General features: G+C 65.7%; 23 protein-coding genes and 2 tRNA genes. 16 read left to right on the forward strand and 9 right to left on the reverse strand.

From position 1 onward, the window contains the following. Positions 1-94: 94 nt before the first annotated feature. Together ACODS2_RS14740 and ACODS2_RS14745 are read right to left on the reverse strand one after the other, a co-directional pair. The gene (locus tag ACODS2_RS14740; protein ID WP_488999524.1) at positions 95-1639 is read right to left on the reverse strand and encodes a methyl-accepting chemotaxis protein; all 1545 of its coding nucleotides are present in this window, start codon (positions 1637-1639) and stop codon (positions 95-97) included. Beyond that, a complete protein-coding gene (locus ACODS2_RS14745; RefSeq protein ID WP_298166996.1) occupies positions 1632-1961 on the reverse strand; it encodes a hypothetical protein in 330 nt (109 codons plus the stop codon). Before ACODS2_RS14745 ends, ACODS2_RS14740 begins: the two co-directional genes overlap by 8 nt. 108 nt (positions 1962-2069) lie before the next feature. On the opposite strand from ACODS2_RS14745, the gene thyA reads away from it, so the two are divergent. From thyA to ACODS2_RS14765, 4 genes are all read left to right on the forward strand, one after another. Then, positions 2070-3032 carry a thymidylate synthase gene (gene thyA, locus ACODS2_RS14750; protein WP_488999525.1) on the forward strand — a complete coding sequence of 321 codons (963 nt, stop codon included), beginning with the start codon at positions 2070-2072 and terminating at the stop codon, positions 3030-3032. Between the two features lie 99 nt (positions 3033-3131). Beyond that, positions 3132-4421, forward strand: coding sequence for a 3-methyl-2-oxobutanoate dehydrogenase (2-methylpropanoyl-transferring) subunit alpha (locus ACODS2_RS14755; RefSeq protein WP_488999526.1), 1290 nt, complete (start codon positions 3132-3134; stop codon positions 4419-4421). A gap of 14 nt (positions 4422-4435) precedes the next feature. Then, positions 4436-5449 (forward strand): alpha-ketoacid dehydrogenase subunit beta, encoded by a 1014-nt coding sequence (locus ACODS2_RS14760; protein ID WP_488999851.1) that lies wholly within the window; start codon positions 4436-4438, stop codon positions 5447-5449. Positions 5450-5453: 4 nt separating this feature from the next. After that, positions 5454-6749 (forward strand): dihydrolipoamide acetyltransferase family protein, encoded by a 1296-nt coding sequence (locus tag ACODS2_RS14765; RefSeq protein WP_488999527.1) that lies wholly within the window; start codon positions 5454-5456, stop codon positions 6747-6749. Here the strand turns inward: ACODS2_RS14765 and ACODS2_RS14770 are convergent. The 6 genes from ACODS2_RS14770 to ACODS2_RS14795 form a co-directional block, all read right to left on the reverse strand. Then, positions 6746-7234: a hypothetical protein gene (locus tag ACODS2_RS14770; RefSeq protein WP_488999528.1), complete on the reverse strand. Its 489-nt coding sequence runs from the start codon at positions 7232-7234 to the stop codon at positions 6746-6748. The two genes, ACODS2_RS14765 and ACODS2_RS14770, sit on opposite strands and share 4 nt — an antisense overlap. Positions 7235-7415: 181 nt before the next feature. Further along, positions 7416-7492: transfer RNA gene (locus ACODS2_RS14775), tRNA-Asp, on the reverse strand. Positions 7493-7594: 102 nt separating this feature from the next. Beyond that, a complete protein-coding gene (locus ACODS2_RS14780) occupies positions 7595-7819 on the reverse strand; it encodes a DUF2842 domain-containing protein (RefSeq protein WP_298174803.1) in 225 nt (74 codons plus the stop codon). A gap of 11 nt (positions 7820-7830) precedes the next feature. Next, entirely contained in the window at positions 7831-8427 is a 597-nt protein-coding gene (locus ACODS2_RS14785; RefSeq protein ID WP_488999529.1) for a 5-formyltetrahydrofolate cyclo-ligase, read from the reverse strand. A gap of 246 nt (positions 8428-8673) precedes the next feature. Then, on the reverse strand, positions 8674-9015 hold the full coding sequence (locus ACODS2_RS14790) for a cell division protein ZapA (protein WP_488999530.1): 342 nt from the start codon (positions 9013-9015) through the stop codon (positions 8674-8676). A gap of 10 nt (positions 9016-9025) precedes the next feature. Continuing rightward, positions 9026-9229 carry a hypothetical protein gene (locus ACODS2_RS14795; protein WP_488999531.1) on the reverse strand — a complete coding sequence of 68 codons (204 nt, stop codon included), beginning with the start codon at positions 9227-9229 and terminating at the stop codon, positions 9026-9028. Positions 9230-9410: 181 nt separating this feature from the next. On the opposite strand from ACODS2_RS14795, the gene tkt reads away from it, so the two are divergent. From tkt to thiE, 6 genes are all read left to right on the forward strand, one after another. Beyond that, a complete protein-coding gene (tkt, locus tag ACODS2_RS14800) occupies positions 9411-11393 on the forward strand; it encodes a transketolase (RefSeq protein WP_488999532.1) in 1983 nt (660 codons plus the stop codon). A gap of 23 nt (positions 11394-11416) precedes the next feature. Continuing rightward, positions 11417-12424 (forward strand): type I glyceraldehyde-3-phosphate dehydrogenase, encoded by a 1008-nt coding sequence (gene gap / locus ACODS2_RS14805; protein WP_488999533.1) that lies wholly within the window; start codon positions 11417-11419, stop codon positions 12422-12424. A 60-nt stretch (positions 12425-12484) separates the two neighbouring features. After that, the gene (locus ACODS2_RS14810; RefSeq protein WP_488999534.1) at positions 12485-12898 is read left to right on the forward strand and encodes an MOSC domain-containing protein; all 414 of its coding nucleotides are present in this window, start codon (positions 12485-12487) and stop codon (positions 12896-12898) included. Next, complete coding sequence (locus tag ACODS2_RS14815) at positions 12895-14091, forward strand: phosphoglycerate kinase (protein ID WP_488999535.1); 1197 nt, start codon at positions 12895-12897, stop codon at positions 14089-14091. Before ACODS2_RS14810 ends, ACODS2_RS14815 begins: the two co-directional genes overlap by 4 nt. A 103-nt stretch (positions 14092-14194) precedes the next feature. Then, positions 14195-15091 (forward strand): fructose bisphosphate aldolase, encoded by an 897-nt coding sequence (locus ACODS2_RS14820; RefSeq protein WP_488999536.1) that lies wholly within the window; start codon positions 14195-14197, stop codon positions 15089-15091. Positions 15092-15138: 47 nt separating this feature from the next. Then, the gene (gene thiE / locus ACODS2_RS14825) at positions 15139-15768 is read left to right on the forward strand and encodes a thiamine phosphate synthase (protein WP_488999537.1); all 630 of its coding nucleotides are present in this window, start codon (positions 15139-15141) and stop codon (positions 15766-15768) included. Positions 15769-15773: 5 nt separating this feature from the next. On the opposite strand, the gene ACODS2_RS14830 is transcribed toward thiE, so the two are convergent. Continuing rightward, entirely contained in the window at positions 15774-16172 is a 399-nt protein-coding gene (locus ACODS2_RS14830; protein ID WP_488999538.1) for a hypothetical protein, read from the reverse strand. A 120-nt stretch (positions 16173-16292) separates the two neighbouring features. On the opposite strand from ACODS2_RS14830, the gene efp reads away from it, so the two are divergent. The 6 genes from efp (at position 16293) to ACODS2_RS14860 (ending at position 20303) form a co-directional block, all read left to right on the forward strand. After that, positions 16293-16856 carry an elongation factor P gene (efp, locus tag ACODS2_RS14835; RefSeq protein ID WP_488999539.1) on the forward strand — a complete coding sequence of 188 codons (564 nt, stop codon included), beginning with the start codon at positions 16293-16295 and terminating at the stop codon, positions 16854-16856. 6 nt (positions 16857-16862) lie between these two features. Beyond that, positions 16863-17687 (forward strand): inositol monophosphatase family protein, encoded by an 825-nt coding sequence (locus ACODS2_RS14840; RefSeq protein ID WP_298174792.1) that lies wholly within the window; start codon positions 16863-16865, stop codon positions 17685-17687. A gap of 35 nt (positions 17688-17722) precedes the next feature. Next, positions 17723-17806, forward strand: a tRNA-Leu gene (locus ACODS2_RS14845). A 65-nt stretch (positions 17807-17871) separates the two neighbouring features. After that, a complete protein-coding gene (gene radA, locus ACODS2_RS14850; RefSeq protein ID WP_488999540.1) occupies positions 17872-19239 on the forward strand; it encodes a DNA repair protein RadA in 1368 nt (455 codons plus the stop codon). Positions 19240-19251: 12 nt separating this feature from the next. Continuing rightward, positions 19252-19875, forward strand: a complete 624-nt coding sequence (locus ACODS2_RS14855) for a CvpA family protein (RefSeq protein ID WP_488999541.1) — start codon at positions 19252-19254, stop codon at positions 19873-19875. Next, positions 19872-20303, forward strand: coding sequence for an iron-sulfur cluster assembly scaffold protein (locus tag ACODS2_RS14860; protein ID WP_488999542.1), 432 nt, complete (start codon positions 19872-19874; stop codon positions 20301-20303). The genes ACODS2_RS14855 and ACODS2_RS14860 overlap by 4 nt, the downstream gene beginning before the upstream one ends. The last annotated feature ends 104 nt before the right edge of the window (positions 20304-20407 follow it).

The raw sequence follows: 20407 nt of genomic DNA on the forward strand, positions 1-20407 counted from the left end.
GCGCCCGGAAGCAAGGCAGGGGCGCGCTATAGGCGGGTGATTTGAGGGTGACAAGCACCCTTTTGCAGGATTTTGATTGGTTGGGGCAGAGGGCTCAGGCGGCACGGCTGAACGCCGGTGGTACAGTTGGTACCGGGGCCTGCCTGTCGCCGGAAAGGCGGAAGCGGGCGACGAGATCCTGCAGCGTTTCAGCCTCGCGCAGCAGGCTGTGCGCGGCGGCGTTGCTTTCCTCCACCATCGCGGCGTTCTGCTGGGTGACCTGATCGATGCGGCTGAAACTCGCGCCGACGGAGCCGAGCGCCTCGACCTGCCCGGCGGATTCGCTGGCAATGCTGCTGATTGCGCCGCTGATTTCGCTGACCCGTTCGACAATGGTGCGCAGCACGGTGCCGGTTTCTCCGACGAGTTCGACACCGGTGCCGACTTGCGCCGAGGATGCGCCGATGAGGTCCTTGATCTCCTGCGCGGCATCGGCGCTGCGCTGGGCGAGCGCGCGCACTTCGGTGGCGACCACGGCAAAGCCCTTGCCCGCCTCGCCCGCGCGGGCAGCCTCGACCCCGGCGTTGAGCGCGAGGAGATTGGTCTGGAAGGCGATGCCATCGATGATCGAGACGATCTGGGCGATTTCGCTGGAGGACTGCTCGATCGCGGTCATCGCGGCAATGGCGCGTTCGACCACGGCGCCGCCGGTGGCTGCATTGGCCTGGGCTTCGGCGGTGGTGCGGCTCACCGCTTCGGCGCGGGCGGCGGTGGTGCGGATGCCGGTGGCGAGCGTGGTGGTTGCCTCGCTGTTGGCGGCGATGGCGCTGGCCTGCGCTTCGGTGCGGCGGGCCAGATCATCGGAGGCACTGCGGATTTCGGACGAACCGGTGGCAATCTGGTGCGCGGCGGCGGTAACGCGGCCGAGAAGCTGGTCGAGATCGGCGGCGGCTTCATTGAACGAGGTGCGCAAGGCTTCGTAGGCCGGTGGAAAGGGCTCGGTGATGCGCAGGGCAAGGTCGCCCCGGGCCAGCGCCTCCAGCCGGGAAGCGATGGCGCCGATCACGGCATTCTGCTCGCTGGCGGCGCGGCTGCGATCGGCGGCGGCTTCGGCTTCGATGCGTTCGGCCTGGGCGCGGATCTTGCCCTGGTGCTGGATGTGACGGGCGACCTGTTCGCACAGCACGACGAGGGCGCCGGTCTCGGCCACCACGACGACGGCGTGGAAGAGCACGCGGAAGAAGGCGGGGCCTCCCGTCCACACGATGCCGGGCGCGAGGAAGTTGGCAAGGAGGTGGTGGACGGCCGTGAGGGCGGCGGCGAGGATCACCGGGCGCCAATCGGCCATGGCGGCGAGCATCGCGAGCGCCGCAAAGAAGGTCATGTGAATATCGACCATGAAGGGCTGGCCGGACCACTGGTAGAGCAGGATCATCGGATAGGCGGCAACGGCACTGCCCATGGCAAGGCGGGTGCCGGCATCGGCGCGGCCTTGTGCGACAAGTGCCAGCGGGATCGCGCCGACGGCGGCAGCGAGGAGCAGCGGCAGCACGCCGGTGCTGGCCATCGCGGTGCCCACGCCGATGGCGAGGATGGCGAGCACGCAGATTGCGGCCAGGAGCCTTAGGCCATTGCGGCGGACGGCAAGGAGTTCATCCATGGGGGCGGGTTTCCGGGGACTGGCAGAGGAAGGACGGGACGGCGATGGCAAGCGCACCCTCGCGCAGCGCGCGCAGACCGAAGCCGGGGGGCGGCGCGGTGAGGACGAGACCGCCGAGCGGACCGGCGCCATTGAGTGCGGCTCCATGCGCGAGCGCCCAATCGAGCGCGGCATGGCGGTTTGCCGGCATGACCGGGAGATACAGCGCGGGCAGGCCGGGGCGGGGGGCCAATTCGGCAGTGGCCACGACCAGGGCCAGCACGGCGCACTGCGCGGCAAGTGCAAGGCGGTGGCTTGGACCGGGGACGAGGGAGGGGGCCATTCCAGCTGCATAGTCCGATCCGGACTTACGGCATGGAAGGGCGGGGTTAAGGTTAACTGCGTAGAGCGGGCGCTGGTCAGTGCGGCGGGACGCGGCTAGACAGTGGACATGGCCACAGCCGCTTCCCCTTCGCGAGTCCCGGCGCTGCAAGCGCATCCCGAACAGCAATACCTCGACCTGATGCGCCGCATCTGGGAGGAGGGTGACGAGCGGGTGGACCGCACGGGCGTGGGGACGCGGTCGGTGTTCGGCGCGCAGTTGCGGTTCGATCTGGCCGATGGCGCGATGCCGCTGCTGACGACCAAGCGCGTCTACTGGAAGACCGCGACGCGCGAATTCCTGTGGTTCCTGACCGGCCGCACCAATATCCGCGAGCTCTGCGCGCAAGGCGTGGAAATCTGGACCGACTGGCCGCTGGACCGCTATCGCCGCACGACGGGCGAAGACATTTCCCGCAAGGACTTTTCGGCGCGGATCGTGGCGGACGAGGCGTTTGCGGCCGAGTGGGGCGATCTGGGGCCGGTTTACGGGAAGCAGTGGACGGACTGGCCGGTTTACGAACCAGCAGAGGGCGGGCTCTTTGCGCGGCGGGCGGAGGGCGTGAACCAGGTGGCCGAGGTGGTCGAGAGCCTGCGGAAGAACCCCGGCAGCAGGCGCCATATCGTCGAGGGGTGGAACGTGGCGGAGCTCGGCCAGATGGCGCTGCCGCCGTGCCACAAAACCTACCAGTTCCACGTCGCGGACGGGAAGCTTTCGGGGCTGCTCTATCAGCGCAGCTGCGACGTGGCGCTGGGGCTGCCGTTCAACCTCTGGGGCGGCGCGCTGTTCATCCGCCTGCTGGCGCAGCAATGCGACCTTGAGCCGGGCGAACTGGTGTGGATGGGGGGCGATACGCACCTCTATCTCAACCATGCAGATCTTGTGGAAGAACAGTTGGCACGCCTGCCCGATGGTAGCCCGAAACTCGCTATCCATCGCCGGCCAGATAGTATCTTTGGATACCGGATTGAGGATTTCGAGGTGACCGGCTATGCCCCGCAGGCGCACATTGCGGCCCCGGTGGCGGTTTGATTGACTCGGAAAGCTGCGTGTAATATTATTATGCGGTGAGCTAATAATGCGTCTCACTGGAGAGGCGCGCCGGGAGTGACCGATGCTGGCAGTTTGCGCATGACCGAAGCTTCCCGCAGCAATCTCCCGCCGCTTGAACTGCATGTTCCCGAACCGCGCTTTCGCCCCGGCGATGCGGTGGACTACAGCCATCTGGCGATCACGCAGGCGGGTGCGCAGGCGCGGCCAGATGAAGGCTGTGCCGCGAGCGAGACGCATCCGCTGTGCCTCGATCTGGTGCGCGTGCTGGGCGAGGATCACCGCGCGGTGGGGCCGTGGGACCCGAAGCTCGATCCCGAAACCTTGCGGCGGATGCTGCGGCTGATGGCGCTGACGCGGGCGTTCGACGACCGGATGTATCGCGGGCAGCGGCAGGGCAAGACCAGCTTCTACATGAAGTGCACCGGCGAGGAGGCGACTTCGATTGCCCCGGCCATGGCGCTGGCGGGCGACGACATGGTGTTTCCCAGCTACCGCCAGCAGGGTATCCTGATTGCGCGCGGCTATCCGATGGTCGACATGATCAACCAGATCTATTCGAACAAGGCGGACAAGCTGAAGGGCCGCCAGCTGCCGATCATGTATTCGGCGCGGGAGGCTTCGTTCTTCTCGATATCGGGCAACCTTGCCACGCAGTATCCGCAGGCCGTGGGCTGGGCGATGGCGAGCGCGATCAAGGGCGATACGCGGATTGCGGCTTCGTGGCTGGGTGAGGGATCGACTGCGGAAGGAGACTTCCATTCGGCGATGACCTTCGCGGCAGTCTACAACGCGCCGGTGGTGTTCAATGTCGTCAACAACCAGTGGGCGATTTCGAGCTTTTCGGGCTTTGCCGGAGCGGAGCGGACGACCTTTGCGGCGCGGGCGATCGGCTATGGGATCGCTGGGCTGCGGGTGGACGGCAACGATCCGCTGGCGGTCTATGCGGCAACGCGCTGGGCGGCCAACCGGGCGCGGGCCAATGGCGGGCCGACGCTGATCGAGCATTTCACCTACCGCGCGGAAGGGCATTCGACTTCGGACGATCCGGGGCAGTACCGATCAGTGCAGGAGCGCAGCGAGTGGCCGCTGGGCGATCCCATCGCGCGGCTTGCAGCGCATCTGGAAGCGCTCGGCGAATGGACGCAGGAAGCGCATGCCGCGATGGATCTTGAGCTTGCCGAACAAGTGAAGGCGGCAGCCAAGGCGGCGGAGGCCAACGGTGTGCTGGGGCACGGCTTGCACCACCCGTTCCGCACATTGTTCGAGGACGTGTTCGAGGAACTGCCGTGGCACCTCAAGGAACAGAGCGAGCAGGCGATCCGCGAGCGCCGGATCAAATGGCCCGAATGGAAGGAGGAGGACTCGTGAGCGAGCAGCCTTCCATGAAGAAGCTCAACATGATCGAGGCGATCAACGACGCGCTTGGCGTGATGATGGAGCGTGACGGCAATATCGTCGTGATGGGCGAGGACGTCGGCTATTTCGGCGGCGTGTTCCGCGCGACGGCGGGGCTGCAGAAGAAATATGGCCGTACCCGCGTGTTCGATACGCCGATCAGCGAATGCGGGATCATCGGCGTGGCGGTGGGGATGGGGGCCTATGGCCTGCGTCCGGTGCCGGAAATCCAGTTTGCCGACTATATCTATCCGGGACTGGACCAGCTCGTCTCCGAAGCGGCGCGGCTGCGCTATCGTTCGGCGGGTGAGTTTACCGCGCCGATCACGGTGCGCTCGCCGTTTGGCGGCGGCATCTTCGGCGGGCAGACTCATAGCCAGAGCCCGGAGGCGCTGTTTACCCATGTTTCGGGCATCAAGACGGTGATCCCGAGCACGCCGCATGATGCCAAGGGGCTGTTGATCGCGGCGATCGAAGACAACGATCCGGTGATCTTCTTCGAGCCCAAGCGCATCTACAACGGGCCGTTCAATGGCTATTACGACAAGCCGGTCGAGCCGTGGTCGCGCCATCCCGATGGGGCGGTGCCGGAAGGGTATTACCGCATCCCGCTGGGCAAGGCGCGGGTGGTGCGCGAAGGCGAGGCGATGACGGTGCTCGCCTATGGCACGATGGTCCATGTGGCGCAGGCGGTTCTGGCGGAAAAGGGTGTGGACGCCGAGATCATCGATCTGCGCACGCTGGTGCCGCTCGATATCGAGACGATCAAGGCTTCGGTCGAAAAGACGGGGCGGTGTCTGATCGTCCATGAGGCGACTCGCACAAGCGGCTTTGGCGCGGAGCTTTCCGCGCTGGTGCAGGAGCGCTGCTTCTACCACCTTGAAGCCCCGATCGAGCGCGTGACGGGCTTCGACACGCCTTATCCGCATAGCCTTGAATGGGCGTATTTTCCGGGTCCGGTCCGCATCGGCGAGGCTGTTGACCGTCTTTTGAAAGCCTGACGCCATGGGTACTTTCACGTTCCGCCTGCCCGATATCGGCGAGGGTATTGCCGAGGCCGAAATTGTCGCCTGGCATGTCAAGGTAGGCGATCTGGTCGCCGAGGACGGGCGCGTGGCCGATCTGATGACCGACAAGGCCACGGTCGAAATGGAGAGCCCTGTGAGCGGGCGGATCATCTCGATTGCCGGGGATGTCGGCGATGTGATCGCGATCGGGTCGCCGCTGGTGGTGATCGAGACCGAGGGGGATGAGGCTGGGGAGCCTGCTGCCAAGGTTGTGCATGGTCCTTCGACAAGCTCAGGACGAGCGGATGTTGTTGTTGATGTGCCGGTTGTTGCAGAGCCGGTTGCTGAAGTTCCCCTCTCCCCGGCCCTCTCCCCTGAAGGGGAGAGGGAGAAGGAAGGTCCTGCCGTTTCCAAGGTTCTGGCGAGCCCTGCCGTGCGGGCGCGGGCTGAGGCGCTGGGGATCGATCTGGCTGAGGTGAAGCCTTCGGAAGAGGGCCGCGTGCGGCATGCGGATCTAGACCAGTTCCTGGCCTATAATGCGGGCGGCGGGTTCAGGGCGGCGGGAGCGAAACGCGCGGACGAGACCGTAAAGGTCATCGGCCTGCGCCGTCGGATTGCCGAGAATATGGCGGCCTCCAAGCGCGCGATCCCGCATTTCACCTATGTCGAGGAATGCGACGTTACGGCGCTCGAAGAGATGCGCGCGCAGCTCAACGAGTCGCGGGGCGGCCCAAATGCAGTCAGGCCGAAGCTGACCATGCTGCCGCTGCTGATCACCGCGATCTGCAAGACGCTGCCGGACTTCCCGATGCTCAATGCGCGCTATGATGACGAGGCGGGCGTGGTGACGCGGCATGGCGCGGTGCATCTGGGCATGGCGACGCAGACGCCGGGCGGCCTCATGGTGCCGGTGATTCGCGACGCGCAGGATCGCAACCTGTGGCAGCTGGCGAACGAGATCGGCCGCCTTGCGGAGGCGGCGCGCGGCGGAACGGCGACGTCGGCCGAGCTTTCGGGCTCGACAATCACCGTGACCTCACTTGGCGCGCTGGGCGGGGTGGCGACGACGCCGGTGATCAACCGGCCGGAAGTGGCGATCATCGGCCCCAACCGGATTGTCGAGCGGCCGATGTTCGTGCCCGACGGGATGGGCGGCGAGCGGGTGGCCAAGCGCAAGCTGATGAACGTTTCGATCAGCTGCGATCACCGCGTGGTGGATGGCTGGGATGCGGCGAGCTTTGTGCAGGCGCTCAAGCGGCTGATCGAGACGCCGGTGCTGCTGCTGGCGGATTAGCGCACGACGCCGCGCCAGGTCATCTGGCCTGTGCCAGCGAGCGCGAGCTGGACCGGGATGCGCCAGCGCAAGTGGGTGACGTCTTCTGCGTGCGCCGGGCGTGCCCGGCCATCGGCGGTGCGTATGGTGAGCGCTTCGAGCGGGCCCCAGGTGCGGCCGCCATCGACCGAGACTTCCTGCGTTTCATCCGTTGCGCCGGCAAAGGCGATTGTGCGCGGGAGCGGGTTGGTGACGGTGAAGCCGCCATCCTTGCGTCCGGACCAATTGACCACGAAGATCACGCGGTCGCCGGGGCGGAGCTGATCGGCGCGTTCGAGAATGCGCGCGGTGCGGCCGCCGGGGGCAGGTTGGAAGCGCTCAACGAAGACATCGCTGGCAAACTGCACGCCACCAGCAGGCTGGGCAGCGGCATGGGCTGCGACCGGCATGAGCGCCGCGCTTGTCGCGCCTGCGACCAGCATCGCCGGAAGGACCGCCTTGTACATCGCCTGATCTGCCCCTTGGGCGCTCCCTGCGCCGCCGGGGCCATGGTTGGCACAAGGGCCGATAAAGTTTGGTTAATGCGGGCCTGCGGGCTTTGCACGCTGCTCAGTCAAGAGGGAACAAGCGGCCGAGTGCTGCGGGCAAAGAAAAAGGCACCCGAAGGTGCCTTTTTCGTCTTCCCAATGGCGCGAGTGACGGGACTTGAACCCGCGACCCTCGGCGTGACAGGCCGATACTCTAACCAACTGAGCTACACCCGCTCGCCTTGGGAGCGCCGCATTTATGGGAGGAGCCTCTGGCTGTCAACGCCCTAGATCGGCAAAATTGCGGCTATTTTTGCGTGAGCGAAAAATCGTTTTGAATCAGCCCCAGCGACCGGTTTCCATCCAGATCAGGAAGCGGCGTAGCGGCAGGAGCCACACGGTTCCGAGAATCACGTAGACCAGCGTCTGCACGAGCACCGGCATCTTGCCGATGGGGCCAGCAAGGCCCGCCACGATCAGTGCATAGCCGAACAGCCCCAGAACCAGCGCGAGGATGCCGAAGGGCTTGCGCCAGGTGGGCTTGTAGCTTTCGGGTTCGTTCATCGTGCGTCCGTTCAGAAGGGGCCGTATAGCCGGGTCGGCGTTACCACTGCGGAGAGCGGCCTGTCATGCGCCTCTAATGGCAGGTTTTCGGCAAGCTGGCTGTCCCATGCCATGCCGATGGCGGGCGCATCGGGGTACTGTTCAAGCCAACGGTCATAGTAGCCGCCGCCTTGCCCGAGACGATGGCCGGTGGCGGTAAAGCCGATGAGGGGGACGAACAGAACATCGGGTGCCAGCGGCTCTGCATCGGCAAGCGGTTGCTGGGCGCCGTAGGGATCGGGCTCCAGAAGCTCGTCGTGATAGGGTGAAGCCCAGTGGCGGAATTCCATCGGCGCGCCGCGGCGGGCGAAGAAGGGCATGGCAAGCTTGTGCCCCGCATCGTGGAAATGTCGGGCATAGGCCGCTGTGGGCGCTTCATCGCCAATCGCATGATACAGGCCGATAGTGGCACCGGCCGGGATCAGATCGCCAAGCGCTGCAGGCGGCCGCATGAACAGCAGCGCCTTGATGCGCGGTTCGAGCGCAGCCACGTGGTCGCGCCGGGCGGCGCGCAGCGATTTGCGCAGGGCAGCCTTGGCGCGGACGATATCAGAAGGTTCCAAGGTCATCTGTTGCAGTTTCTGGCCTTGGCAGAAGGGCACCGTGCCGGGGTGACGGGACCACCATGGGTCGTTTCCAGGAGAATCCTCTGACGCGTTCACGTCAGGTGGGGACCATATACCAGGGCCAGGGCCCGAGCAGGGACAGCCCCCAAGGATTTTGCTTATAGCCTCAGGGATTTCATGTGGCACGTGCCGGGCAGTACCCGTCGCTCCCTATCTAGGGAATGCGCAGCACTTTCTCAAGTGCCGGTCTTAACCTTCAGTTTCTTCCAGATGGGCCGCGAGTTTCTCGACGCGCGCGGCGAGCGTTTCGATCCGGGCGAGGACTTCGGCAGACGGCGGTGCCGCCTCGGGCACGCTTGCCTTTGTTTCTTCCTGCGGGGGCGGCATCTGGCGATGCAGTTCGTGCAGTTCGTCCGCCAGCATGAGTGCGGCAAAGAGCAGCATGCGTGTCTCGCTCTGCCCGGCGCCGCCGCCGCCGTTCGCGACCCGCTCGGCCACCATGCGGCCGAGCATCTCGATATGCGGTTCTTCGCCGTCCGGCGCGGAGACGGTGTAGGGGCGGCCGCCGATCGTGAGGGTGACGTTGGTCATGATATAGCGGTCATTGCGGGAGATTGGCCAGCAGGAGATCAAGCTGCTGGATTTCCTGGCTCACCCGTTCCTTGAGCTTGCGGTGGCGGCTGCGCAGCTCGGCCACTTCAGCAGGGGCGGGGGCTGCGGCAACGGCAGCCTCGAGCCGGGCAATCGCCTGCTCGATCTTGTCAAGCGCCGCATCGAGCGGGGAATCCTGCGCCTCGGTCGTCATGGCCTGCTTCGCTAGCACAATTGCCTAGGCCCGCAAGCCGGGAACTGCCCGCCTTTCCCCAACCTTGACGCCAGGGCCCCAGCCTTGACGCTACAGAGTGTCGCTCCCAAAGAGAGCCCGCTGCCGAATCGGCCGCGCGCGTGAGCGGCCCGTGCCGCAGGATCGAAGGCTAGGACAGACGATGACGTTGGCTGGGGAACGGGATCAGGCCGTACTGGCGCCGATGGCGAATGCCATCCGGGCGCTGGCAATGGACGCGGTCGAGGCCGCCAATTCGGGGCACCCCGGCATGCCGATGGGCATGGCCGATGTGGCGACCGTGCTGTTCAGCCAGTTCCTGAAGTACGATCCCGCTGCACCCAAATGGGCCGATCGCGACCGCTTCGTGCTTTCGGCCGGTCACGGCTCGATGCTGATTTACGCGCTGCTGCATCTGACCGGTTATGCCGCGCCGACGATTGGCGACATCCGCAATTTCCGCCAGCTGGGCAGCCCTTGCGCAGGCCACCCTGAAAACGACATGCTGGAAGGCGTCGAGTGCACCACCGGTCCGCTGGGGCAAGGTGTTGCCATGGCGGTGGGCATGGCGATTGCCGAGCGGCACCTCAATGCGACGTTTGGCAGCGAACTGGTCAACCACAAGACCTGGGTGATCGCGGGCGACGGCTGCCTGATGGAAGGCGTGAACCACGAGGCCGTCGGCCTTGCGGGGACGCTCGGCCTGGGCCACCTCAACGTGCTGTGGGACGACAACAAGATCACCATCGACGGCGATACCTCGCTTTCGACCACGGAAGACATTCTGGCGCGCTATGCCGCGAGCGGTTGGCATACCACGAGCTGCGACGGGCATGACTTTGCCGATATCGCCCGCGCGCTGGCCGAAGCTGCTGCAGATCCGCGGCCTTCGCTGGTTTCGTGCCGCACGGTGATCGGCAAGGGCGCGCCCAACAAGCAGGGCGGCCACAACGTCCACGGCTCGCCGCTCGGCAAGAGCGAGATCGAGGCGGCGCGCGAGTACCTGGGCTGGACTTCGGCGCCGTTCGAAATCCCGGCAGATATTCTGGCCAACTGGCGCGCTGCTGGCGCAAAGGGTTCGGCAGCGCGGGCTGCGTGGGAAGCGCGGGCGGCTGCGCATCCGCAGGGCGCCGAACTGGCACGGCGCATGGCGGGCGAGCTTCCTGCGGATGTCGGCGCGCAGAATGCCTACATCCAGAGCCTGATCGCCAATCCGCCGACGGTGGCGACGCGCAAGTCGAGCGAAATGGCGCTGGAGGCGATGACTGCTGTTATCCCCGAAATGGTTGGCGGTTCGGCGGACCTCACGGGTTCGAACAATACCAAGACCAAGTCGACCGGGCCGCTGACCAAGGACATTTACGGCGGTCGCTATGTCTATTATGGCATCCGCGAGTTCGGCATGGCCGCCGCGATGAACGGCATGGCGCTGCACGGTGGCGTGATCCCCTATGGCGGCACCTTCCTCGTGTTTTCGGACTATTGCCGCAATGCTGTGCGCATGTCCGCGTTGCAGCACGTGCGCGCGGTCTATGTGTTCACGCATGATTCGATCGGCCTTGGCGAAGATGGGCCGACCCATCAGCCGGTCGAGCATGTCATGTCGCTGCGCATGATCCCCAATCTCCTTGTGTTCCGCCCGGCGGATGCGATCGAGACGGCAGAGGCCTGGAGCCTTGCGCTGGCCAATGCCCACCGCCCGACCGTGTTGGCGCTGACCCGCCAGAACCTCCCGCCGGTACGCTTTGATGCCGAGATGAAGAGTGCGAAGGGCGCCTACCGCCTCGTGGGCGCAACGGCGCCGCGCAAGGTCGTGCTTCTGGCGACGGGCTCGGAAGTGGCGATTGCCATGGACTTGGCAAAAGCGCTCGAAGCCGAGGGCGTGGGTGCGGATGTTGTCTCGTTCCCGTGCTGGGAGCTGTTCGACGAGCAGGAAGCGGCCTACCGCGCCGACCTGCTGCCGGCAGACGCGCTCAAGGTGTCGATCGAGGCAGGCGTCACGCTGGGCTGGCAGAAGTATGTTGGCGACGGGCTCACCATCGGCATCGACAGCTTTGGCGCATCGGCCCCCGCACCGGTGCTTTATGACCACTTCGGCCTGACCGCCGAAAAGATCCTGCCGCGCATCCGCGCGCGGCTTTCCTGAGCGAGACGTAGGAGAACAGTACCATGGCGACCAAGGTTGCGATCAACGGTTTCGGGCGCATCGGGCGCAATGTGGCGCGCGCCATCCTCGAGCGGCCGGACTGCGGGCTGGAGCTGGTTTCGATCAACGACCTCGCCAGCGCCAAGGCCAACGCCCTGCTGTTCAAGCGTGACAGCGTGCATGGCGCGTTTTCGGGCACGGTCGAGGTGGACGGCAACGATCTCGTCATCAACGGCAAGCGCATCGCCGTGACCGCCGAGCGTGACCCTGCCAACCTGCCGCACGGCGCGCAGGGGATCGACATCGTCCTCGAATGCACCGGCTTCTTCACCGACCGCGCCTCGTGCGAAAAGCACATTGCGGCGGGCGCAAAGAAGGTGCTGATCTCGGCGCCGGGCAAGAATGTCGATCTCACCGTCGTTTACGGCGTGAACCACGACAAGCTGACCGCCGAGCACACCATCGTCTCGAACGCTTCGTGCACCACCAACTGCCTCGCGCCGTTTGCCAAGGTGCTGAACGACGAGATCGGGATCGTGCGCGGGCTGATGACCACGGTCCACGCCTATACCAACGATCAGAAGATCCTCGACCAGATCCACGACGATCCGCGCCGCGCCCGCGCTGCCGCGATGAGCATGATCCCGACCACGACGGGCGCCGCCCGCGCGGTGGGTGAAGTGCTGCCTGAACTGAAGGGCAAGCTTGACGGTTCGGCGATCCGCGTGCCGACCCCGAACGTCTCGGTGGTGGACCTGACGTTCCAGCCGGCGCGCGACACGACCAAGGAAGAAGTCAACGCGCTGCTCAAGGCTGCATCGGAAGGCGCGCTCAAGGGCGTGCTGGGCTTCAGCGATGAGCCGCTGGTTTCGATCGACTATAACCACGATTCGCACAGCTCGACCATCGACAGCCTGGAAACGGCAGTGATCGACGGCAAGCTGGTGCGCGTGCTTTCGTGGTACGATAACGAGTGGGGCTTCTCCAACCGCATGGTCGACACGGCCGGCGTGATGGGCGGGCTGCTCTAAGCCATGGCTGCTGCGGGACGTCTTGACGGGATTGCCCGGCACAAGGTGTCCCGCGGGCCCATGGAGACTTTGGACCGGGCACTCGTGACCCCGGACATGGGGCTTGAGGGCGATTGCCGGGGGCCGGTGCCGGAAGGCAAGAAGGGCAACCGGCAGATCACCGTGATCGAGGCCGAGAGCTGGGCAGCGGCGCTTGACGACCTTGGCGGCGCAAATGGCCTCGTGTGGTCTGATCGCCGCGCCAATCTGCTGGTTTCGGGCGTGCGCCTGCCGCGCGAGGCGGGCAAGGTGATCGCCATCGGCAAGAGCCTGCGCATCGAGGTGCGCTGCGAATGTGATCCATGCAGCCGCATGGATGCCTTGCGCGACGGACTGCGCGCGGCACTCACGCCGGACTGGCGCGGCGGCATTTGCGGGCGAGTAATCAGCGAAGGCGAAATCGCCTTGGGCGATGAAGTGAGGATCGAGACATGAGCTTCCGTACGCTGGACGATATCGGTGATGTGCGAGGCAAGGTCGTGCTGGTGCGCGTCGACCTCAACCTCCCCATGCAGGACGGCGCGGTGACCGACGACACCCGCGTGCAGGCGGCCAAGCCCACGATCCTCGAACTCGCCGACAAGGGCGCCAAGGTGCTGTTGCTGGCGCACTTCGGGCGGCCAAAGGGCGAGCGCGTCTCGACCCAGTCGCTGAGCATGGTGATCGGTGCGGTGGAGCAAGTCCTTGGCCGCGAGGTCATGTTTGTTTCGGAGATTGCCGGTCCGGTGGTGAGCCAAGTGGTCGGCATCCTGCCCGAAGGCGGGATCGCCTGCCTTGAGAACACGCGGTTCTGGAAGGGCGAGGAAAAGAACGATCCGGAGCTTGTGAAAGCGATTGCCGAGCACGCCGACATCTATGTGAACGATGCCTTTTCCGCCGCACACCGCGCGCATGCGACGACCGAGGGTCTGGCGCATGTGCTGCCGGCCTATGCGGGCCGTTCGATGCAGGCGGAGCTTGAGGCGCTGGGCAAGGCGCTGGATCATCCCGAGCATCCGGTGGCAGCCGTCGTCGGCGGGGCCAAGGTTTCCTCCAAGCTCGATGTGCTGAAGCATCTGGTCGGCAAGGTCGATCACCTGATCATCGGCGGCGGCATGGCCAACACGTTCCTCGCCGCGCGCGGAGTCGATGTGGGCAAGTCGCTGTGCGAGCACGATCTGGCCGCTACGGCCGAGGCGATCCTTGATGCGGCGGACGCTTCCGGCTGCACGGTGCATCTGCCGTATGATGTGGTGGTCTCGAAGGAATTCGCGGCTAATCCGCCCTCCTTGCGCACCTGCAACGTGCATGAAGTGGCAGCGGACGAGATGATTCTCGACGTGGGGCCGGCGGCGACCGAGGCGCTCGCCGATGTGCTCAAGGTCTGCAAGACGCTGGTGTGGAACGGGCCGCTGGGCGCGTTCGAGACGCCGCCGTTCGACACCGCGACCGTTGCGCTCGCGCGTACGGCGGCAGCGCTCACCCGCGAGGGCTCGCTCGTTTCGGTGGCAGGCGGCGGCGATACCGTCGCGGCGCTGAGCCATGCGGGTGTGGCGGGCGACTTCACCTATGTCTCGGCGGCGGGCGGCGCTTTCCTGGAATGGATGGAAGGCCGCGTGCTGCCGGGCGTGGCAGCGCTCGAAGCCTAACCCAACCGAATAAAACGCAATGGTGCCGCGCTGCGATATTGCAGTGCGGGAGGAACCGCATTATGGGCCGCGCATACGAATGCGCACACCAGAGGGGCACACCATGAACTTTGCCGATATGAAGTCCAAGATCGCTGCGGGACAGGGCTTTATCGCGGCATTGGACCAGAGCGGTGGTTCCACGCCCAAGGCGTTGGCGGGCTATGGCATCGAAGCCGGTGCGTGGAACACGGATGAGGAAATGTTCGGCCTGATCCATGCGATGCGCGCGCGGATCATCCGGTCTGCCGCGTTCACGGGCGAGAAGGTGATCGGCGCGATCCTGTTCGAACGCACGATGGACGGCGACGTTGACGGGACGCCGGTTCCCGAGGCGCTGATCGCCAAGGGCGTGGTGCCGTTCATCAAGATCGACAAAGGTCTCGAAGACGAGGCGAACGGCGTGCAACTGATGAAGCCGATGCCGACACTGGACGCCCTGCTGGAGCGTTCAAAGGCGCTTGGCGTGTTCGGCACCAAGGAACGCTCGGTGATCAATTCGGCGAACCGCGAAGGCATCGCCGCCGTGGTCGCGCAGCAGTTCGAGATTGGCCGGCAGGTGATCAGCCACGGCATGATGCCGATCATCGAACCCGAAGTGAACATCAAGAGCGAGACGCGTGCCGAGTGTGACACGATCCTCCTTGAAGAGACGCTGAAGGCGCTGGACGGCCTTGCCGAGGGCGAGGAAGTGATGCTCAAGCTCTCGCTTCCTGTGGTGCCGGGCACGTTCGATCCGCTGGTGGCGCATCCGCGCGTGCTGCGCGTCGTGGCGCTTTCGGGCGGCTTCAAGCGGCCGGAAGCCTGCGTCGAGCTCGCCAAGAACAATGGCATCATTGCCAGCTTCAGCCGTGCGCTGCTCGAAGACCTGCGCGCACAGATGAGCGACGCCGAGTTCGATGCCTCGCTCGGCGCGGCGATCGACGAGATTCATCGCGGATCGACGGTGAAGACGGCCTGAGCGAGCGGCGGTTTGCTCTGATGCGTGTGGGCCGCTAGGAGCAGGCAATGTCTGATCCTGCCTGCCAACTATACTTGATCTCGCCGCTCGATGTGGGCGGCACGTTTCCGGACCGGCTTGCCCGCGCGCTCGATGCGGGGCCAGTCGCGGCGTTCCAGTTTCGCGTGAAGGATGTGGCCGAGCATGACGCCGCGCGTCTGGCCGAGCCACTCCAGCGCATCTGTGCTGAGCGCGAGGTGGCCTTCATCGTTAACGATTCGATTTCGCTGGCTAAGCGGCTCGGCGCGGACGGGGTGCATCTCGGGCAGGACGATGGATCGGTCGCCGATGCGCGGGCGCGGCTTGGCAAGGCGGCGCAGATTGGCGTGACTTGCCATGCGAGCCGCCACCTGGCGATGGAAGCAGGCGAAGCGGGGGCGGACTATGTCGCCTTCGGGGCGTTTTTCCCGAGCGCGACCAAAGACACCAAGCATGTTGCCGAGCCCGAATTGCTCCAATGGTGGTCGCGGCTGTTCGAGCTGCCCTGCGTGGCGATCGGCGGGATCACGGCAGCCAATTGCGGGCCGCTGGTTGCGGCGGGGGCGGACTTCCTTGCGGTGAGCAACGCCGTTTGGGGCGGGGACGAGGCGGCGGGTGTGCGCGCCTTGAACGAAGCGATTGCGAAGGCGGCGGGCTGAAAGGTCTACTCGGTCGGCGCGCCTTCGCCCGCGCTGTATTCATCGCGCACTGCACCGGCGCGGACGCAGCGCAGCCCCTCGCGCTTGCCATCGGCGCCGAGCTTGAGGAGCGAAAGGCCGATCTTGTCGAACCGGCGACCCGCGAATGGGCCGGACGTCATCGTGAACTTGGTGCCGAGCAGCAGGTAAGTGCCGCGCACCCCGCCGACCACGTAGCTGGAATCGGGCACGATGCTGAAGTTGTTTTCCGGCTGGGGGACGGGCGGCGTGGTGGCGTCCCCCGGCAGCTCGCAGGTCCAGCGGCCTTGCGCCACTGTCCACATTGTGCCGCCCGGCGCGGCCATGGCTGGGGCGGCGAGGAAGCTCAAAGCGGAAAGAGCGGCGATTGTGGCAACGCGGATCATGGCGGCGTGGCTAGCATGCGACGGCGACTTGAAGCAATCGCCGCTTGGCGCTAAGGGCCGCGCTCCCGCACCCTTTCGGCGTGCATCCCAATTCCTCCATTCACTGGGGCTCTTTCCATCATGAAGATCAGCGGCGTGGACATCCGTCCGGGCAATATTCTGGAATACGAAAAGGGCATCTGGAAAGTTGCCAAGACCCAGCATACCCAGCCGGGCAAGGGCGGCGCGTTCATGCAGGTCGAGATGAAGAACCTGATCGATGGCCGCAAGACCAACGTCCGCTTCCGCAGCGCCGACACGGTCGAGCGCGTGCGCCTTGATACGAAGGACTTCCAGTTCCTCTACAAGGAAGGCGACGACCTGATCTTCATGGACGTGGAAACCTACGACCAGATCACGCTGCCGGCCGACCTTCTTGGCGATGCCGTGGCCTTTCTGCAGGACGGCATGACCGTGCTGCTTGAAATGTGGGAAGAGCGCCCGATTTCGGTGCAGCTGCCCGAGCAGGTCGAGGCGACGATCGTCGAGGCCGACGCCGTGGTGAAGGGGCAGACCGCCTCGTCCAGCTTCAAGCCCGCGATCCTCGACAACGGTGTGCGCGTGATGGTGCCGCCGCATATTGCGAGCGGGACGCGCATTGTCGTCGACGTCTACGAGCGTTCGTACGTCAGCAAGGTGGGCTGAGCGATCATGTCAGCAGTTTCCGGCTTGATGCGGGTGATGGAGAAGGCGGCCCGCAAGGCCGGCCAAAGGCTGCGCCGTGATTTCGGCGAGGTCGAGCATCTCCAGGTGAGCCGCAAGGGGCCGGCGGACTTCGTTTCGAAGGCCGATCAGGCTGCCGAGCGCACGCTGTGGGACGAGCTGCGTGCGGCGCGGCCCGGTTGGGGCTTCGTGCTCGAGGAAGGCGGCACGATCGAGGGGGAGCCGGGCAAGCCGCGCTTCATCATCGATCCGCTCGACGGCACCAGCAACTTCCTCCACGGCATTCCGCACTTCGCGATCTCGATCGCGGTGCAGGAGCCGACGCTGGATGGCAAGGGCTGGGGCGAAGTGACCGCTGGGATCGTCTATCAGCCGATCACCGACGAGAGCTTCTGGGCCGAGAAAGCCCGCGGTGCATGGCTGCAGGACCGCCGCCTGCGCGTTTCGGCGCGGCGCTATCTTGACGAAGCCCTCATCGCGACTGGCATTCCGTTCGCCGGGCGCGGCGATATGGGCGAGTGGACGCGGATCTATCACGAGCTGGGGCCGCGCGTGGCGGGAATCCGGCGCCATGGTTCGGCAGCGCTTGACCTTGCGTGGGTCGCTGCGGGCCGGTTCGACGGGTTCTGGGAGAGTTCGCTGCAGCCTTGGGATACAGCGGCGGGATGCCTGCTGGTGCGCGAAGCGGGCGGGTTCGTTTCGGACTACCGCGGGCGTTCGCAGCCGATTTGCGACGAGACCGTGCTGGCCGGCAACGATGCGCTGCATTCCAAGCTGCACAAGCTGGTGGTGGGGGCGATCAAGACGGCTTGATGCCACAGGCGGGGGCGGTTAAACCCTCGCGCAGTGCCCCTGTGGTGGAATGGTAGACGCGACCGACTCAAAATCGGTTATCGAGAGATGTGCCAGTTCGAGTCTGGCCAGGGGCACCATTTTCGAGTGAACTGAGAGCAAGGCAGGTCTTGCGTTCTTGCTATGTTCGCATTAGGCCTTTGCCATGGCCAAGCCCAAACGCCGATATGTCTGCCAGGCTTGCGGCGGGGTTTCGCCCCGCTGGCAAGGGCAGTGCCCCGATTGCGGGGAATGGAGCACCTTGCAGGAAGATGCGCCGGAGACGGTGTTCTCCTCCAAGCATGATTTGTCGAGCGGCGGACGGCCGGTCGCATTCGTGGCGCTAGATCAGCCGGTAAAGCTGCCAGAGCGGCGCAAGACGGGGCTGGCCGAGTTTGATCGGGCGCTGGGCGGGGGCCTTGTGCCGGGCTCGGCGATCCTGATGGGCGGCGATCCGGGGATCGGCAAATCGACGCTACTGCTGCAAGCGGCGGCGCGGGTCGCGGCGGCAGGCGGCGATGCGGTTTATATCAGCGGCGAGGAAGCGGCCGACCAGGTGCGGCTGCGGGCTGACCGACTGGGCCTTGGCGGCGCGCCAATCCGGCTCGCGGCGGCGACTTCGGTGCGCGATATCCTGACGACGCTCAACACGATGGAGCCGCCGGCGCTGGTCGTGATCGATTCGATCCAGACGATGTATTCCGACCAGATCGAAGGCGCGCCGGGGACGGTGAGCCAGGTGCGCGGCTGCGCGTTCGAACTGATCCGCTACGCCAAGGCGAGCGGGGCAGCGCTGGTGCTGGTGGGGCATGTGACCAAGGACGGCACGATCGCGGGGCCACGCGTGCTGGAGCACATGGTCGACGTGGTGATGAGCTTCGAGGGCGAGCGCAGCCACCAGTACCGCATCCTGCGCGCACTCAAGAATCGCTTCGGCGCGGTAGACGAGATCGGCGTGTTTGCGATGCAGGGGGCGGGGCTCGAGGAAGTGGGCAACCCGTCGCTGCTGTTCCTTTCGGGGCGCGAGAGCCCGGTGCCGGGGAGCGCGGTGTTTCCGGCGCTGGAAGGAACGCGGCCCGTGTTGGTCGAGATTCAGGCGCTGACAGTGCGGCTGCAAAGCGGCGCAACCCCGCGCCGTGCGGTGGTGGGCTGGGACAGCGGGCGGCTTGCGATGCTGCTGGCGGTGCTGGAAGCGCGCTGCGGGCTCAATTTTTCGAGCGCGGAAGTATACCTCAACGTTGCTGGAGGGTACCGGCTGACCGATCCGGCGGCGGATCTGGCGGTGGCGGCGGCGCTGATTTCGGCGCTTTCGGACAGGCCGCTTTCCGGCGCGTCGGCGTGGTTCGGGGAGATTTCCCTCGCCGGTGAAGTGCGGCCAGTGGCGCATTCCTCGATCCGGCTGCGCGAGGCGGCGAAGCTGGGGTTCGACAAGGCGCATGGCCCCGCCGGTACGCAGGAGAAGGTGCCGGGGATCGCCTATGCCCCGATAACACTTCTGCCGAACCTGGTTGACCGCGTGATGGGCGGCTCGTAGATTTCGCTTACGATGACCGGCTTCGATTATGTTGTATTCCTGATCGTTGCGGTCTGCGCGATCGGCGGGTTCTTTCGCGGCTTTGTCGAGGAAGTGCTTTCGCTGCTGGCGTGGTGCGTGGGGCTCTTCGCCATACGCTATGGCCACGAACCGTTGACGCACCTGCTTGCGCCGCACCTCAAGAACGAGACTGGCGCGGGCGTGCTCGCTTTTGCAATCCTGACGATCGTGCCCTTCTTTGCCGCGAAGATGATCGCCTCCTCGGTGGGCAGTGCGAGCCGCAGTTCGGTGCTGGGGCCGATTGACCGGGTGCTCGGCTTCGGGTTCGGGGCGATCAAGGGCTTTGTGATCATGGTGCTGGGCTTTTCGCTGCTCATCTTCGGCTATGACATCGTGTGGGGGCCGGACGGGCGGCCGACATGGATTACTGCCGCGCGGACCTATCCGTTCCTCAATGCCGCGAGCGAGGAACTGATGACGATCATCGATGATCGCCGCACGGAAGCCGTAGAGGCCGCGAAGAAGGCGGAAGCCGACAAGGACAGCGAGCTTGAGAAGGCGACGCGGGACGCGGCAAAGAAAGCGGCGCGGCGGGAATTGCAGCGGCGCATCAGCAAGGCGGCAAACGGCGAATGAACGCGCCCGGAAAGGCGCCGGCGCGCACACTTTACACGCCGGAAATCCTTGGTGCGGCGACTGCGCTCGCCGAGTTCGCGTGGGATGAGAGCCTGCCGCTGAGGGGCGAGGCGCGCTCCCGGCGCTGCGGGAGCACGCTGGCGCTCGGGCTGGCGGTGGATGTCGAAGGGCGGATCAGCGCGCTGGGTCTGCGCCCGCACGCCTGTGCCATAGGTCAGGCAGCGGCCTTTGCCTTTGCGAGCGCCGCAAAGGGCCGCAGCCGGGAGCAGATTGCCGAAACGCGCCGCGCGCTGGCGGATTGGCTGGCCGGGACTGGTGATAGGCCGGACTGGCCGGGCATCGCTTTGGTCGAGCCTGCGCTGGGCTACCCCGCGCGGCACGGGGCGATCATGCTCGCCTGGGATGCGGCGTTGGCGGCGCTGGAGTGATGTGGGTCGCCGTCCCGCAGCGCTTGCCGCTCTGGATTGCCTCGTCGATGCGCTCTTCGCAATGACGAGACGGAACGGCAAGATTTCTTTGTATTGGCGCACTT

It is taken from the genome of Novosphingobium sp. FG137 (genome assembly GCF_057809735.1).